This window comes from Nocardia asteroides (assembly GCF_021183625.1).
Classification (GTDB): domain Bacteria; phylum Actinomycetota; class Actinomycetes; order Mycobacteriales; family Mycobacteriaceae; genus Nocardia; species Nocardia asteroides_A.
The window spans coordinates 2,181,036-2,195,338 of record NZ_CP089214.1; the positions used below are offsets into that span (position 1 = coordinate 2,181,036).

Below are 14,303 nucleotides of genomic sequence, written 5' to 3' on the forward strand. Positions count from 1 at the left end.
AGCGGTCAGGCCGGGTCGGGAACGCCGTCGTCGCCGGGCAGCAGATCCGGTCGGCGGGCGCGGGTGCGCTCCAGCGCCTGCTCGTGCCGCCAGGCCGCGATCTTGGCGTGGTCGCCGGAGAGCAGGATCGGCGGCACTTCGAGATCGCGCCAGATCACCGGCCTGGTGTAGCTGGGGCCCTCGAGCAGCCCGTCGGAGAAGGAATCCTCGCGGTGCGACTGCTGGTTGCCGAGCACGCCGGGCAGCAGCCGGACCACCGCCTCGACCATGACCAGGACGGCGGCCTCACCGCCGATGAGCACGTAGTCCCCGATGCTCACCTCCTCGACCCGCACCCGGCGGGCGGCATCGTCGAAGACCCGCTGGTCGATGCCCTCGTACCGGCCGCAGGCGAAGACCAGGTGCCGCTCGGCCGCCCAGCGCTGGGCGGTGGCCTGGGTGAACGGCACCCCCGCCGGGGTCGGCACCACCAGCAGCGCGTCGTCGGGGCAGACCTCGTCCAGCGCGACACCCCACACGGAGGGCTTCATGACCATGCCCGGCCCGCCGCCGTACGGCGAGTCGTCCACCGACCGGTGCACGTCGTGCGTCCAGTGCCGCAGATCGTGCACATCGATGGCGATCAGCCCGCGGTCGATGGCCTTGCCGAGCAGCGCGGCGCGCAGCGGCTCCAGGTACTCCGGGAAGATCGTCAGCACATCCAGTTTCACGACGGCCTCATTCCGGATCGAGCAACCCCTCGGGCGGGTCGATCACCACGACGCCCTCGGCCACCGAGACGGTCGGCACGATGGCGGTGACGAAGGGGATCAGCAGCTCCCTGCCGTCCTCGGCGCGCACCGAGAGCAGCTCGCCCGCTGCCGAGTGCAGCACCTCGGTGACGGTGCCGACGGCGGTGCCGTCGGTGAGCCGCACCGCGAGCCCCTCGAGTTCGTGGTCGTAGAACTCGTCCGGGTCATCACCGGGCGGCAGATCGGCGCTGTCCACCAGGAACAGCGTGCCGCGCATGGCGTCCGCCGCATCGCGACCGTCCACCTCGCGCAGCCGCACGAGCAGCCGGCCCGAGTGTTCGCGGGCCGACTCCACGGTGAACTCCGTGCCACCGGTGCGCGCCCGCGGCGGCCGTCCGAGCAGGACGGTGCCCGGCGCGAACCGGGAGTCCGGATCGTCGGTGCGGATCTCGACGACGAGTTCGCCGCGCACACCGTGCGACTTGGCGACCCGTCCGACGACGAGTTCCATCTAGGCGTCGGTGTCGACCACGTCGACCCGGATGCCGCGGCCGCCGATCCCGGCGACCAGCGTGCGCAGCGCGGTGGCGGTGCGGCCGCCGCGGCCGATGACCTTGCCCAGGTCGTCCGGGTGGACGTGCACCTCGACGGTGCGGCCGCGCCTGCCGGTGATCAGCTCGACCCGGACGTCGTCGGGATTGGCGACGATGCCGCGCACCAGGTGCTCGACGGCATCGGCGACAACGACGCTCATTACTCGGCGGCTTCTGTCGACTCGGCCGCAGCGTCGTCGGCCTTCTTGGCCTTCTTCTTCGGCGTGGTGGCCGCGCCGGACGGCTCGCCGTCGGCGGCGGCCAGCGCCGCGTTGAAGAGGTCGAGCTTGCTCGGCTTCGCGGCCTTGACCTTCAGGGTGCCCTCGGTGCCCGGCAGGCCCTTGAACTTCTGCCAGTCGCCGGTGATCTCCAGCAGCCGCTGCACCTGCTCGGTCGGCTGGGCGCCGACGCCGAGCCAGTACGCCACGCGCTCCGCGTCGATCTGGATCAGCGAGGGCTCTTCCTTCGGGTGGTACGTGCCGATCGACTCGATGGCCCGGCCGTCGCGGCGGGTGCGGGCGTCGGCGACGACCACGCGGTACTGCGGGTTGCGGATCTTGCCCAGGCGGGTGAGTCTGATGCGAACAGCCATGGCTGTGAGTTCTGCCTTTCGGTGGTGGCCGCCGCGGGGGCGGCCCGATGGTCACTGCGCGATTCAGCGACCCGCACGGTCTGCGGGTCCGGTTTCGCGCTCGAAGTGTGTGACCGCCGCGCGGTACGGAACCGGAGACGGGCTGACACGCGTCCAGAAGGACGGTGGATCATTGTGCCAGACGGGTGCGGCCCGCCCGAAATCGGCTCGGTCAGCCCCGCCGGTAGCGCAGCAGCACCACGCCGGAGCGGAAGGCCCGCGATTCGGCGAGCCGCAGCGGCGGCACCCCGGTGGCGTCCGCGAAGAGCCGGGCGCCGGTACCGACCACCACCGGATAGACGAAGAGCCGGTACTCGTCCACCAGGTCGGCGGCGATCAGCGCGTGGCAGAGCCGGATACTGCCGGTGAGCACGATGTCGCGGCCCGGCCGGGCCTTGATTCCGGCGATCTCCTCGGCGAGCGGGCCGCGCAGGATCTCCGAGTTCGCCCAGTTCGGCTCGGTCAGGGTCCGGGAGACGACGTACTTGGTGACGGTGTTCAGGTGTTCGGTGACGCCCGAGGTGTCGTCGGTCCGCGCGGGCCAGAAGCCGCGCATCTCCTCGAAGGTCGTCCGGCCGAAGAGCACCGCGTCCGAGGCGGCGGCTTGCTCGCGCAGGGCGGCATCCAGGTCGGCGGTGGCGGCCGGGTCGCTGCCTGCCACCGAGAACCAGTCGGCGGCTTCGATCACCCCGTCGACGGTGATGTTCTGGGTCACGACGAGTTCGCGCACGGCTTTCCTTCCGATCGGTGGTGCTTCCATCGATAGCGACGAAGCGGCGGCGCGGAATTCAGCGGTGCGCGGTCACCGGATCACGGCGCGGGTAGGGGCTGCCGCGCAGGACGACCGCGCGCGGGGCGGTCAGCGCGGCGGGGTCGGTGCGCGGGTCCCGGTCGTAGAGCACGAAGTCGGCGGGGGCGCCCTCCTCGAGCACCGGGCGGCCGAGCCAGCGGCGGGCGTCCCAGGAGGCGGCGCCGAGCGCGTCGTGCGGGGAGAGCCCGGCGCCGGCCAGCGCGCTGATCTCGTCGGCGATCCGGCCGTGCCGGATCGAGCCGCCCGCGTCGGTGCCCGCGTAGATCGGCACCCCGGCCTCGTGTGCGCGGCCGACGGTGTCGCGCACCCGGCGGTGCAGGTCGCGCATGTGCGCGGCGTAGACGGGGAACCTGCCCGCCCCGTCGGCGATCCCGGGGAAGGTGTCGATATTGACCAGCGTGGGCACCAGCGCGGTGCCGTGCTCGACCATCAGCGCGACGGTGTCGTCGGTGAGGCCGGTGCCGTGCTCCAGGCAGTCGATCCCGGCGGTGATCAGCCCGGGCAGTGCGTCCTCGCCGAACACGTGCGCGGTGACCCTGGCGCCGTTGGCGTGCGCGGCGGCGATCGCCTCCCGCAGCACCGCGTCGCTCCACAGCGGGCGCAGGTCGCCGACCGCGCGGTCGATCCAGTCGCCGACGATCTTCACCCAGCCGTCGCCGAACCTGGCCTGCTCGGCCACGATCTCCGGCAGGTCGCGCTCGTCGTCCAGCTCGATGCCGAGCTCCCGGATGTAGCGCTTGGGCCGGGCGATGTGCCTGCCCGCCCTGATGATCCGCGGCAGCTCCGCGTGCTCGTCCACGAACCGGGTGTCGATCGGCGAACCGGCGTCGCGCAGCAGCAGCGCCCCCGCCTCCCGCTCGGTGACGGCCTGCTCGATCGCGCCGTCCCGGTCCTCGTGGCCGCCGCCGTACCGGATGCCGACGTGGCAGTGCGCGTCCACCAGCCCCGGCACGATCCAGCCGTCGCGCGCGAAGGTCTCGGCGCCGGGCACGGGCTCATAGGTGACCCGGCCCTCGTGCACCCAGAGGTCGCGCACCTCGGCCTCGGGCAGAACAACGCCGCGCAGATGCACCGCCGACCTCCTTCGCCCCGGAGGGGCGAGCCGCTACTGCTTGGGGAACTTCAGCTTCGAGAGGTCGAAACCCTCCAGCCCGGGCGGCAGCTGGTCCAGGCCGGCGGGCATGTTGGAGATGTCGGGCATGCCGGGCGGAAGGCCGGGCATGCCGGGGAACCCGCCGCGCACCTTGGGCGGAGTCGGCCCGCGGCCGCCCTTCTTCCCCTTCTTGCCCTTGCGGTTGTTCCGCCGGTTGGCGCCGGGCATGCCCATCTGCCTGCCCATGGCCGCCATCATCTTCCTGGCCTCGAAGAACCGGTCGACCAGCTGGTTCACGTCGGAGACCTGGACGCCGGAGCCGTTCGCGATGCGCAGCCTGCGCGAGGCGTTGATGATCTTCGGTTCGGCGCGCTCGGCCGGGGTCATGCCGCGGATGATGGCCTGCACCCGGTCCAGCTGCTTGTCGTCGACGGCGGCGAGCGCGTCCTTCATCTGGCCGGCGCCGGGGAGCATGCCGAGCAGGTTGCCGATCGGCCCCATCTTGCGGATGGCGAGCATCTGCTCGAGGAAATCCTCCAGCGTGAGCTCACCGCTGCCGATCTTGCGCGCCGCCTCCTCGGCCTGCTGCTGGTCGTAGACCTGCTCGGCCTGCTCGATGAGGGTGAGCACGTCGCCCATGCCGAGGATGCGGCTTGCCATCCGGTCGGGGTGGAAGACGTCGAAGTCCTCCAGTTTCTCGCCGGTGGAGGCGAACATGATCGGCGCGCCGGTGACGTTGCGGACCGAGAGCGCGGCGCCGCCGCGGGCGTCGCCGTCCAGCTTCGTCAGCACGACGCCGGTGAAGCCGACGCCGTCGCGGAACGCCTCGGCGGTGTTCACCGCGTCCTGGCCGATCATGGCGTCGAGGACGAAGAGCACCTCGTCCGGCTGCACGGCGTCGCGGATGCCGGCGGCCTGCTGCATCAGTTCCGCGTCGATGCCGAGCCGGCCTGCGGTGTCGACGATGACCACGTCGTACTGCTTGGCCCGCGCCTCCGCGATGCCGGACTCGGCGACCTGCACCGGGTCGGCGGCGGAGACGCCGAGCTGGTTCTCCCCGCCGAGGCCGGTGCCGGGGTGCGGCGCGAAGACCGGGACGCCCGCGCGCTCGCCGACCACCTGGAGCTGGGTGACCGCGCCGGGGCGCTGCAGGTCGCAGGCGACGAGCAGCGGCTGATGGCCCTGGCCGCGCAGCCATTTCGCGAGCTTGCCCGCGAGCGTGGTCTTACCGGCGCCCTGCAGGCCGGCCAGCATGATCACGGTGGGCGGGTTCTTGGCCAGCGTGAGCCTGCGGGTCTCGCCGCCGAGAATGCCGACAAGCTCCTCGTTGACGATCTTGACGACCTGCTGCGCCGGATTCAGCGCCCCCGACACCTCGGCGCCGTTGGCGCGCTCCTTGATCCGGGCGATGAAGCCGCGCACCACCGGAAGCGCGACGTCGGCCTCCAGCAGCGCCAGCCGGATCTCGCGCGCGGTGGCGTCGATGTCGGCCGGTGACAGCCGCCCCTTGCCGCGCAGATCCTTGAGGGCACCTGTCAGCCGGTCGGACAGTGATTCGAACACCGATCGCGCTCCTGGACTCGGGGGGACGACATTTCCCGTCCAGGGTAATCGGCTGACGCGGCGCGGCACGCGGCGGTCGGGAAGTCGACCGCCGCCGCCTCAGCGCCGCGGCCGCGGGCGGGGCCGCTGGGTGCCGTAGTCGTGGTTCTCCACCGCGATGAGGAACACCGCCTCGCGGCCGGTGAGGCCGAGTTCGGCCGCGGCCGCGTCGAGTTCGCCCGCGCCGTCGGCGCCGCCGGTCGCCACCGCCGAGGCGATGGTCATGGCGGTGACGGCCTGCGGTGCGCTGAGGGTGCGGCCGGGCAGCCAGGACACCACCCAGCTCCCGTCGCCGACGCAGCGAGCGATGTGCCTGGTCTCGTCGCTGGTCATCAGCGACGCGGAAACCACCTCCAGCGCCAACGGACCTACCTCTCATCGACGTTTCCGGTCAACCGATAGTAATCTGCGTCACATTCGATGCGGAAGCTGAATCGCGTCGGACGATCAGCCGACAGCCGAATCCCCCGCCTCCTCCGGCTTCTTCGGGGCGGGCTGCGGCACCACCTCCAGCACGCTCCGCTCCAGCGCCGCCCTGCGCTCCGGGGTGTCCCCGGCGCCGAGATCGAGGCAGAAGGTGTCGACGACCGCCGACCCCATGGTGACCACCTTGGCCCACCGCACCGAGGCCGCGGCATCCGCGAAGACCGCCGCCAGCCGGGTCAGCAGGCCGAGCCGGTCCTCGGCTCGCAGCTCGAGGAGCACCCCGCCCTCCGACGCCTCCGACCAGAGCACCCGCGGCTGCGCCTGCGCGTAGGGGCCGGGGCCGGGGCCGTCGGCGTCGCGCTCCCGCTTGGCCAGCACCGCGCCCGGGTCGAGGTCGCCCGCGATGGCCCGGATGAGTTCCTGGCGCAGCAACCCGGCGTCCGGCGGGCCGCCGAAGCGCGGGGTCACCACGAAGGTGTCGACGGCCGAGGCCCCCTCCACCCCGAGCGCGGCCGAGAGCACCCGCAGCGAGTGCAGCGCGAGCACCCCGGCGGCGTCCGAGAGCAGCCCGGGAGAATCCGGGGCGATCACCGTGACGGTGTAGGTGTGCTTGCCGTCGCCCGGTTGCAGCTCCACGTGCACCCCGCCCGCCGCAGCTTTGGCCAGCAGCTCCGGCGCGATCGGCTCCGGGGCGGGCAGTTCGTCGCCGCGCATGACGGTCCGGCAGCGCCGCACCAGATCACCGATCAGCGAGGCCTTCCAGTCGCCCCAGACACCGGGGCCGGTGGCCAGCGAGTCCGCCTCGGCCAGGGTGTGCAGCAGCTCCAGCAGCTGGACGTCGCCGTCCAGCGCCGTCACCACGTGCTCCACGGTGGCCGGGTCGGCCAGGTCCCTGCGGGTGGCCGTGTCCGGCAGCAGCAGGTGGTGCCGGACGATGGCGCTGAGCGTGCGCACATCCGACGGCCAGAGCCCGAGCCTGCGCCCGATGTGCGTGGCCAGCTCGGCGCCGACGATGCTGTGGTCGCCCGCGCGGCCCTTGCCGATGTCGTGCAGCAGCGCGCCGAGCGCGAGCAGGTCCGGCCTGGCCACCCTGGTGCTGCCCGCGCCCGCGTAGGCGACGGTCTCCATGAGGTGCCGGTCGACGGTCCAGGTGTGGATGGCGTCCCGCGGTGGCAGGTCGCGCACGGCGCCCCACTCCGGTAGCAGCCTGCCCCAGAGCCCGGTGCGGTCGAGCGCCTCGATCACGCCGATGGCGTTGCGGCCGGCGCCGAGCAGCACGAGCAGGTCGTTCAGCGCGTCCTTGGGCCAGGGCTCGCGCAGCTCCGGCGCGTCCTCGGAGAGCCGGTTCAGCGTGGTGGCCGACATCGGCAGCCCGGTGACGGCCGAGGACGCCGCCACCCGCAGGATCAGCCCCGGGTCGCGCTGCGGCCTGGCGTCGCGGGCGAGCACCACCTCGCCCGCGTGCTCGACGACGCCCTCGTCGATCGGGCGGCGCACCGGCATCCGGCGCAGCCGGGCCAGGCCGCGGCGGGGCAGCGCGTTGGCCGCGGTGCGCAGCCCGACGTCGACCGAGTAGCTCACCGTCCGCGCCGAATCGCTGAGCGTCCTGGCCAGGTCGAAGCGGTCGCCGATGCGCAGCGCGGCGCCGATCTCGTCGGCGTCCTGCGCGCGCAGCTGATCGCGGGCGCGGCCCGCCACCCGGTGCAGCTCGGTGCGCACGTCGAGCATTCTGCGGTGCGCGTGCTTCAGCCCGCCGCCGGGCACGTCCGGGCCGAGACCGGGCATGGCGTCGGTGAGCTGGGCGATGGCGAGCGCGTCGAGCAGCTGGATGTCGCGCAGCCCGCCGCGGCCGTTCTTCAGGTCGGGCTCGGCCCGGTGCGCGATCTCGCCGCTGCGCTGCCAGCGCGTGCGGGTCTGCGCGATCAGGTCGTCGAAGCGGGTTCTGATGCTGGTGCGCCACTCCCGGCGCACCCCGCCGATCAGCAGGTTGCTCAGGTCGGCGTCGCCGACGATGTGCCTGGCCTCCAGCATGCCGAGCGCGGCCGGGATGTCGTCGGCGGCGACCCGCAGCGCCTGCGGCACCGTGCGCACGCTGTGGTCCAGCTTGATGTGTGCGTCCCAGAGCGGGTACCAGAGCTGATCGGCCACCTCGGCCACCCGGGCCGGGTCCACGTCGTCGTGCAGCAGCACCAGGTCGAGGTCCGAGTAGGGCAGCATCTCGCGCCGCCCGAGCCCGCCGACGGCGACCAGCGCCAGCCCGCTGTCCGGCCCGATGCCGAGTTCGGCGCCCTTGCCGGTGAGCCAGAGTTCGAACAGATCGACCAGCGCCGACCGCAGTGATTCCGCGTCCAGCCGCGGATTGCGCGGATGACCCCCCTCGAGCAGCTGTGCCCGTGCCCGGACCAGATCGGCAGCCCCGTTGTTCTGATTGTTGCCCATAGTCACCGCCCGTTCCACGCGCGCGACCCCGCTCCGGCCGGTGCTCCGGCCGGAGCGGGGCCGCCGCTCTCTCGTGCTGGATCCGGGGCCGATCCGTCCACCGGCCCCGGAGTACTACAGTGCGTCGCTTCCGCGTTCGCCGGTGCGCACCCGCACCACGGTCTCGACCGGGGTCACCCAGACCTTGCCGTCACCGATCTTGCCGGTGCGCGCGGCCTCGACGATCACCTCGACGACCTTGTCCACCGAGGCGTCGTCGACGACCACCTCGACGCGCACCTTCGGCACGAAGTCCACCGAGTACTCGGCGCCGCGGTAGACCTCGGTGTGACCCTTCTGCCTGCCGTAGCCCTGCACTTCGCTCACGGTCATGCCGAGGATTCCGGCCTGCTCGAGTGCGCCCTTCACGTCCTCGAGGGTGAACGGTTTGACGATGGCGGTGATCAGTTTCATGCGTTATGCCTCCTTGACGGTGGTACGTGCCGTGCCACCCACAGCAGCGAAATCGTATGCGCTTTCCGCGTGCTCGGACTCGTCCGCGCCCAGCGCCTCGTCCTCCTCGGACACCCGGAGGCCGATGGTGAACTTGATGGCGAAGGCGATGATCGCGGTCGCGACCACCGAGTAGGCCAGCACCGCGAAGGCACCGACGGCCTGCAGCTTCAGCTGCTCCAGACCACCACCGTAGAACAGCCCGGAGACCGCCGCCGGTGCTTCCGGCGCAGCGACCAGCCCGACGAGCAGGGTGCCGACCAGGCCACCGACCAGGTGCACGCCGACCACGTCGAGCGAATCGTCGAAGCCGAAGCGGAACTTCAGCCCGACCGCGAGGGCGCAGAGCGCACCCGCCACGACGCCGATGACCAGCGCGCCGACGGTGTTCACCGAGGAACAGGACGGGGTGATGGCGACCAGACCGGCCACGATGCCCGAGGCGGCGCCCAGCGAGGTGGGCTTGCCGTCGCGGATCTTCTCCACCACGAGCCAGGCGAGCATGGCGGCGGCGGTGGCGAGGGTGGTGGTCAGGAAGGTGGCGCCGGCGATGCCGTTGGCGCCGAGCGCGGAGCCCGCGTTGAAGCCGTACCAGCCGAACCACAGCAGCCCGGCGCCGAGCATGACGAACGGCAGGTTGTGCGGGCGGAACGGGGTCTTGGGCCAGCCCCTGCGCTTGCCGAGGACGATCGCGAGCACGAGGCCGGCCGCACCGGCGTTGATGTGCACCGCGGTGCCGCCCGCGAAGTCGATGGCCTTGAGGTTGTTGGCGATCCAGCCGCCCTGCTCGCCGGTGTAGCCGTCGAACGCGAAGACCCAGTGCGCCACCGGGAAGTAGACGACGGTGGCCCAGATGCCGGCGAAGACCAGCCAGGAGCCGAACTTGATGCGGTCGGCGACCGCACCCGAGATGAGGGCGACGGTGATGATCGCGAACATCAGCTGGAAGGCGACGAACACCGAGAGCGGGATGGTGCCGAACAGCGGGATGCCGGCAGGCGCTGCCGGGTCGGTCGAGGCGAGGTACTCACCGCCGAAGACCTTGGCCAGTCCGAAGTACTGGGTCGGGTCGCCGATCAGGTTCGCCTTGTCCTCGCCGAAGGCGACGGAGAAGCCGTACAGCGCCCAGAGGATCGTGATGAGCCCCATGGCGCTGATGCTCATCATGATCATGTTCAGCACGTTCTTGGCGCGGACCATGCCGCCGTAGAAGAACGCGAGTCCTGGCGTCATCAGCAAGACGAATGCCGCGGCAGCCAGCATCCATGCGGTATCACCGGCGTCCGGCGCGCCTATCGTGGGAAAATCCACCTTGATGTCCTCCTCATCTCGGGCCCGGCCGACTTCGGCATCAGGACCTGGGAAGAAGAATCCTCACCTGGTGTTTCATCCGGCGATCCACTGTGTTTCACCTACGTGAACGGGTGCGCCGGTTGTGTTGCGACCACGTTTCGTCGGGCCCACAGCGGTCGTTCGGGCCGCTGTGGGGCGCACCACGAGGCTATTTCTCAGCCGAGCAGCGCGTCGACGAAGGCGCCCGGCTCGAACGGGGCGAGGTCGTCCGCGCCCTCGCCGAGGCCGACCAGCTTCACCGGGACGCCGAGCTCGTGCTGCACCTGGAAGACGATGCCGCCCTTCGCGGTGCCGTCCAGCTTGGTGAGCACGACGCCGGTGATCTCGACGACCTCGGCGAAGACCCGCGCCTGCGCCAGGCCGTTCTGCCCGACGGTGGCATCGAGCACCAGCAGCACCTCGTCGACGGCGGCCTTCTTCTCCACCACCCGCTTGACCTTGCCGAGCTCGTCCATCAGCCCGGTCTTGGTGTGCAGCCTGCCCGCGGTGTCCACCAGGACGGCGTCGACGCCGCGCTCGATGCCGACGGTCACGGCGTCGAAGGCGACCGAGGCCGGGTCCGCGCCCTCGCGGCCGCGCACGGTGTCGGCGCCGACCCGCTCGCCCCAGGTCTGCAGCTGGTCGGCGGCGGCGGCGCGGAAGGTGTCGGCCGCGCCGAGCAGCACCCGGCGGCCGTCCGCGACCAGGACCCGGGCCAGCTTGCCGGTGGTGGTCGTCTTGCCGGTGCCGTTCACGCCGACCACGAGCAGGATCGACGGGTGGTCGTCGTGCGGGAGCGCGTGCACCGCGCGGTCCAGCTCCGGGCGCAACGCCTCGACCAGGACGGTGCGCAGCACCGCGCGGGCCTCGTCGGTGCTGCGCACGCTGCGCGCCGCCATCTCCTCGCGCAGCCGCTGCACGATCACCGCGGTGCTCGCGGTGCCGAGGTCGGCGAGGACGAGGGTGTCCTCGATCTCCTCCCACGAGTCCTCGTCCAGGTCGCCGCCGCCGAGCAGGCCGAGCAGGCTCTTGCCGACGGCGTTCTGGGAGCGGGAGAGGCGGCCGCGGAGGCGGGTGAGGCGGCCGGAGGTCGGGGCGATCTCGTCGGCGGCCGAGGTGCCCGCGGCGGGGGCCGTACCCGGCACCGGAGTGGACGGTGCGGTGTCGGCGGTCGACGGGGTGGCGCCCGGCGCGGCCGGGGCGGTGGCCGGCGTGGCCGGGGCGGTGGCCGGCGTGGCCGGGGCGGTGGCCGTGCCGTCACCGGTGGTGCCCGCGGCGGGCAGGGTGTCTTCGGTAGGCGCAGTGGCGGACGGGGCCGCGGCAGTATCGGCTGGGGTGTCGGCGGGGGCGGCCGGGCCCGCGTCGGGGGTGTCCGTTTCGGTCGGTGCGGTAGCGGTGGGATCGCCGGGGTGGGTGACCGTTTCGGACGGCTCCACGTCCGCGTCGGGGAGCCGGACCTCGGTGATCCCGCGCCGGTGCGCGTCGCGCGGGACGGCGGCGTCGTCGCCGACGTGCGGCTGCCCCTCGGTGTCGGTGCGGTCGCGCAGCACCGGCTCCGGTTCCGCGGTGGCGGCACCGCCCCTGCTGAAGCTGAACCCGCCCGCGGCGGTATAACCGCCGGAGCGGTCGGTCAACTCCTTCTCCTCCGCCGGCGCGGTCAGCGACACCCGGCGGCGCTTGGACAGGACGTAGCCCGCGACCAACACCACCAGCACGACGGCGGCGATCACGGCGATCAGAATCCAGGCTTCGGCACTCACACCGGACATCCTTGCAGAGCCCGGCTGAGCCGCTGGTCAGGGTGCCCGCGCGCCCGCAGACCGGCCATCGAGATTTCTTGTCCTGCGGAACTTCTCGGCAGAGGCCAATAGGATCGGCGGCGTGACCGATCGAAACGTGCTTGGGGGGCCGCTGGAAGAGTGCGGCACCGATCCTCTCACCGGCTTCTACCGTGACGGCTGCTGCAGTACCGGCCCGGAGGATCTCGGCAGCCACACCGTGTGCACCGTCGCGACCGCGGAGTTCCTGGAACACCAGGCCTCCATCGGCAACGACCTGAGCACCCCGCGCCCGGAGAACAACTTCCCCGGCCTGCAGCCGGGCGACCGCTGGTGCGTCGTCGCGGTGCGCTGGCTGCACGCGCACGAGGACGGGGTGGCCGCGCCGGTGGTGCTGGCCGCCACCCACGAGAACGCGCTCGAGGTGATCTCCATGGAGATCCTGCGGAAGTACGCGGTCGACGTCCCGGACGACGTCAGCGACCTCCTCTAGCTCGAGACGGCGCCCGGCTCGCGCCGGTGCCGCCCGCTCTCCCCCGGAACGCCGTACTCGGTCACCGTTCCGGAGGGCAGTCCCGCGCGTCTGCGGCGGTGCGCCCGCTGCCTGCACGCGGGCGAGCAGTACCGCGCCGGGCGCCCGGTCGCGGGCCGGTGGACCGGCTGCGCGCAGACCGGGCAGGCGGATTCCGGCGCGGCGCTCGGCCCGGTTTCGTCACTCGGTTTCGTCTCGGTGGCGGACAGCGCGTCGAGGATCACGCGGGCGGGCCGGGATATCCCCGGCTCCGGTCGCATCCGCTGCACCGCGATGGCGCCGGTGACGACGGCGAGCGCGTCGGCGGCGTCCAGGTCGGCGCGGACCGCGCCCTGCCGCTGCGCCGCGGCGAGCAGGTCGCCGAACTCGCGCTGGAAGCGGGCGCCCGCGCTCTGTACCAGCGCCTTCGGCCAGCCGTCGTCGGACCGCACCTGCTCGCAGAGCTCCTGCGCCCGCGGGGTGGTGAGCACCAGCTCCCGGCAGACCGCGAAGAAGGCGCTGCCCGGGTCGGCGGCGGTGGCGTGTTTGGCCGCGACCGCGGCGAGATGGTCGATGCGCTGGTGCACGACCGCCTCGACCAGGTCCGACTTGGCCGGGAAGTGCCGGTAGACGGTCCCCGCACCGACGCCTGCGGCGCGGGCGATCTCGGTCAGCGAGACGCCGGTGCCGCGCTCGGCGAAGGCGCGGCGGGCGGCCGCGAGGACCAGGGCGCGGTTGTGCCTGGCATCGGCCCTTGCAAGTTCGACGGCCACTTTCGTCACGGCCTTTCGTTCCGGGGGCTGTGCGGGGTTCGGCCCGAATTCTAGCCTCGGAAACGGGTCGATCGACCCGATTCCGGGGCGCTCGGCGCCCCCGCAGAGAAGGGCCGTCATGGCTGAACACTCCGATTCCGTGCTCGTCGTCGGCGCCACCGGGCAGCAGGGCGGCGCGACCGCGCGCGGGCTGCTCGCCGCCGGGGTTCCGGTGCGGGCGCTGGTGCGCGATCCCGCCGCGCCCGCCGCCGTCGCGCTGGCCGCCGCGGGCGCGGCGCTGGTCACGGGCGATCTCGACGATCCGCCCGGCCTGGCGGCCGCGGTGGCCGGGGCACGGGCGGTATTCCTGATTCCGCCTTCGGTTTTCGGCGCGGGCGGCTGGGACTCCGATCGGGAGGCCGCGCGCGGGCGCGCGGTGGTCGACGCGGCGCGCAGGGGCGGGGTCGAGCAGATCGTGTTCAGCGGGGTCGCCCGGACGCCCGGGCACGATTCCCGCGATCTCGACGGCAAGACCGCGATCGAGGAGGCGGTGGCGGAGTCCGGGCTGCGGTACACGCTGCTGCGGCCGGTGCGCTTCATGGAGAACTACCTGCTGCGCGGGTTCATGGTCGACGGGATCGTGGACGGCGTGAACCGGCACATCTTCCCGGCCGACGAGCCGCTGTTCATGATCGCGCTCGCCGATATCGCCGACTTCGCGGTGCTCGCGCTCACCGATCCAATGCGCTTCGACGGGCAGTCGTTGCAGCTCGCGGGCGACGCGCCGACGCCGCGCGCCGCGGCCGACGCGATCTCCGCCGCCACCGGGGACGCAGTGCGGTACCACGAACTCTCCGAAGCCGAGGCGGACGCCATCGCCCCGATGATCGGCGACGCCTGGCGCGCGGTCCGCCGCAGCGGCGGCTGGCAGGCGGACCTGCCCGCCCTCCGCGCACTGCATCCCGGCCTCCGCGACCTGGACACCTGGCTGCGCACCGGCGGCGCCGACGCCATCGGCGCACTCGGCGCGGACACCGGTTCCACGGCGGCAACGCCGTCGACCCGGTAGGCGGCCGAGCCGGGCGCAGAAACCGGTTCACGGCGTCAACGCC

Annotated in this window: 15 protein-coding genes; 2 read left to right on the forward strand and 13 right to left on the reverse strand. The window is 72.6% G+C overall.

The window, feature by feature from the left end; translation table 11 throughout:
- Positions 1-5: 5 nt before the first annotated feature.
- The 12 genes from trmD to ftsY all read right to left on the reverse strand — a co-directional run bounded on the left by trmD (position 6) and on the right by ftsY (position 11,910).
- Positions 6-710: a tRNA (guanosine(37)-N1)-methyltransferase TrmD gene (trmD, locus tag LTT61_RS10565; RefSeq protein WP_233019758.1), complete on the reverse strand. Its 705-nt coding sequence runs from the start codon at positions 708-710 to the stop codon at positions 6-8.
- A 7-nt stretch (positions 711-717) separates the two neighbouring features.
- Positions 718-1,242: a ribosome maturation factor RimM gene (gene rimM / locus LTT61_RS10570; RefSeq protein WP_233019759.1), complete on the reverse strand. Its 525-nt coding sequence runs from the start codon at positions 1,240-1,242 to the stop codon at positions 718-720.
- Entirely contained in the window at positions 1,243-1,485 is a 243-nt protein-coding gene (locus LTT61_RS10575) for an RNA-binding protein (RefSeq protein WP_233019760.1), read from the reverse strand.
- Positions 1,485-1,916: a 30S ribosomal protein S16 gene (gene rpsP / locus LTT61_RS10580; protein ID WP_233019761.1), complete on the reverse strand. Its 432-nt coding sequence runs from the start codon at positions 1,914-1,916 to the stop codon at positions 1,485-1,487. The genes LTT61_RS10575 and rpsP overlap by 1 nt, the downstream gene beginning before the upstream one ends.
- 211 nt (positions 1,917-2,127) lie before the next feature.
- On the reverse strand, positions 2,128-2,685 hold the full coding sequence (locus LTT61_RS10585) for a dihydrofolate reductase family protein (protein ID WP_233019762.1): 558 nt from the start codon (positions 2,683-2,685) through the stop codon (positions 2,128-2,130).
- A 58-nt stretch (positions 2,686-2,743) separates the two neighbouring features.
- Positions 2,744-3,838: an amidohydrolase family protein gene (locus tag LTT61_RS10590; protein WP_233019763.1), complete on the reverse strand. Its 1,095-nt coding sequence runs from the start codon at positions 3,836-3,838 to the stop codon at positions 2,744-2,746.
- Between the two features lie 33 nt (positions 3,839-3,871).
- Positions 3,872-5,422 (reverse strand): signal recognition particle protein, encoded by a 1,551-nt coding sequence (gene ffh / locus LTT61_RS10595; protein WP_233019764.1) that lies wholly within the window; start codon positions 5,420-5,422, stop codon positions 3,872-3,874.
- A 99-nt stretch (positions 5,423-5,521) separates the two neighbouring features.
- On the reverse strand, positions 5,522-5,824 hold the full coding sequence (locus LTT61_RS10600; protein WP_233019765.1) for a hypothetical protein: 303 nt from the start codon (positions 5,822-5,824) through the stop codon (positions 5,522-5,524).
- A gap of 84 nt (positions 5,825-5,908) precedes the next feature.
- A complete protein-coding gene (locus tag LTT61_RS10605; RefSeq protein WP_233020950.1) occupies positions 5,909-8,326 on the reverse strand; it encodes a [protein-PII] uridylyltransferase in 2,418 nt (805 codons plus the stop codon).
- A gap of 114 nt (positions 8,327-8,440) precedes the next feature.
- Positions 8,441-8,779: a P-II family nitrogen regulator gene (locus tag LTT61_RS10610; protein WP_233019766.1), complete on the reverse strand. Its 339-nt coding sequence runs from the start codon at positions 8,777-8,779 to the stop codon at positions 8,441-8,443.
- 3 nt (positions 8,780-8,782) lie between these two features.
- A complete protein-coding gene (locus tag LTT61_RS10615) occupies positions 8,783-10,129 on the reverse strand; it encodes an ammonium transporter (RefSeq protein WP_233019767.1) in 1,347 nt (448 codons plus the stop codon).
- Positions 10,130-10,326: 197 nt separating this feature from the next.
- Positions 10,327-11,910 (reverse strand): signal recognition particle-docking protein FtsY, encoded by a 1,584-nt coding sequence (ftsY, locus tag LTT61_RS10620; protein ID WP_233019768.1) that lies wholly within the window; start codon positions 11,908-11,910, stop codon positions 10,327-10,329.
- A 121-nt stretch (positions 11,911-12,031) separates the two neighbouring features.
- Between ftsY and LTT61_RS10625 the strand changes: the two genes are divergently transcribed.
- Positions 12,032-12,421, forward strand: a complete 390-nt coding sequence (locus LTT61_RS10625) for a DUF2237 family protein (protein WP_233019769.1) — start codon at positions 12,032-12,034, stop codon at positions 12,419-12,421.
- On the opposite strand, the gene LTT61_RS10630 is transcribed toward LTT61_RS10625, so the two are convergent.
- Positions 12,418-13,221, reverse strand: a complete 804-nt coding sequence (locus tag LTT61_RS10630; protein WP_233019770.1) for a TetR/AcrR family transcriptional regulator — start codon at positions 13,219-13,221, stop codon at positions 12,418-12,420. The genes LTT61_RS10625 and LTT61_RS10630 overlap by 4 nt on opposite strands.
- 109 nt (positions 13,222-13,330) lie before the next feature.
- On the opposite strand from LTT61_RS10630, the gene LTT61_RS10635 reads away from it, so the two are divergent.
- Positions 13,331-14,260 (forward strand): NmrA family NAD(P)-binding protein, encoded by a 930-nt coding sequence (locus LTT61_RS10635; RefSeq protein ID WP_233019771.1) that lies wholly within the window; start codon positions 13,331-13,333, stop codon positions 14,258-14,260.
- The last annotated feature ends 43 nt before the right edge of the window (positions 14,261-14,303 follow it).

What these genes read in the sequence shown, in the direction of transcription:
- rimM (WP_233019759.1), bottom strand. Translation starts at nt 1,242, where the DNA reads ATGGAACTCGTCGTCGGACGGGTCGCCAAGTCGCACGGTGTGCGCGGC.
- LTT61_RS10575 (WP_233019760.1), bottom strand. Translation starts at nt 1,485, where the DNA reads ATGAGCGTCGTTGTCGCCGATGCCGTCGAGCACCTGGTGCGCGGCATC.
- rpsP (WP_233019761.1), bottom strand. Translation starts at nt 1,916, where the DNA reads ATGGCTGTTCGCATCAGACTCACCCGCCTGGGCAAGATCCGCAACCCG.
- LTT61_RS10605 (WP_233020950.1), bottom strand. Translation starts at nt 8,326, where the DNA reads ATGGGCAACAATCAGAACAACGGGGCTGCCGATCTGGTCCGGGCACGG.
- LTT61_RS10610 (WP_233019766.1), bottom strand. Translation starts at nt 8,779, where the DNA reads ATGAAACTGATCACCGCCATCGTCAAACCGTTCACCCTCGAGGACGTG.
- LTT61_RS10635 (WP_233019771.1), top strand. Translation starts at nt 13,331, where the DNA reads ATGGCTGAACACTCCGATTCCGTGCTCGTCGTCGGCGCCACCGGGCAG.